The following is a 304-nucleotide window of genomic DNA, read 5'->3' on the forward strand; positions in this document are numbered from 1 at the left end:
GTTCGCCGTCCATCCTCGATGAACCCAATTTGCTCCCCATTGAGGGCGCCACAACTTCTCATCGTCGGTGGTGCTGTAGGTATACTGGCTCAACAGAAGAACCCGAACGTGATAGTGCCCGTCATTCACGCCTTTTTGGGCGATTCGGCCAACCCCAACTTGGAGGCCGAGATAGCGGCCTTCCGCGAGCAATGTTATCTCAAGGCGAGGCTCGAGTTTATGAAACGTGCCCTCGTCTCCGTGGAGGGCGAGAATGCTTGAGCGCCTTTAAGGTTGCGTCAAAGGAGCGGCGCTTTTGGATTTG

1 protein-coding gene is annotated in these 304 nt (G+C 55.6%); it reads left to right on the top strand.

All coding sequences use genetic code 11. The features are described 5' to 3' along the window. Nucleotides 1-261: hypothetical protein (locus EZM41_RS00585; RefSeq protein ID WP_198468369.1), on the top strand; the 261-nt coding region annotated here is incomplete at its 5' end. Between the last annotated feature and the right edge of the window lie 43 nt (nucleotides 262-304).

Source organism: Acetomicrobium sp. S15 = DSM 107314 (assembly GCF_016125955.1).
GTDB lineage: Bacteria > Synergistota > Synergistia > Synergistales > Thermosynergistaceae > Thermosynergistes > Thermosynergistes pyruvativorans.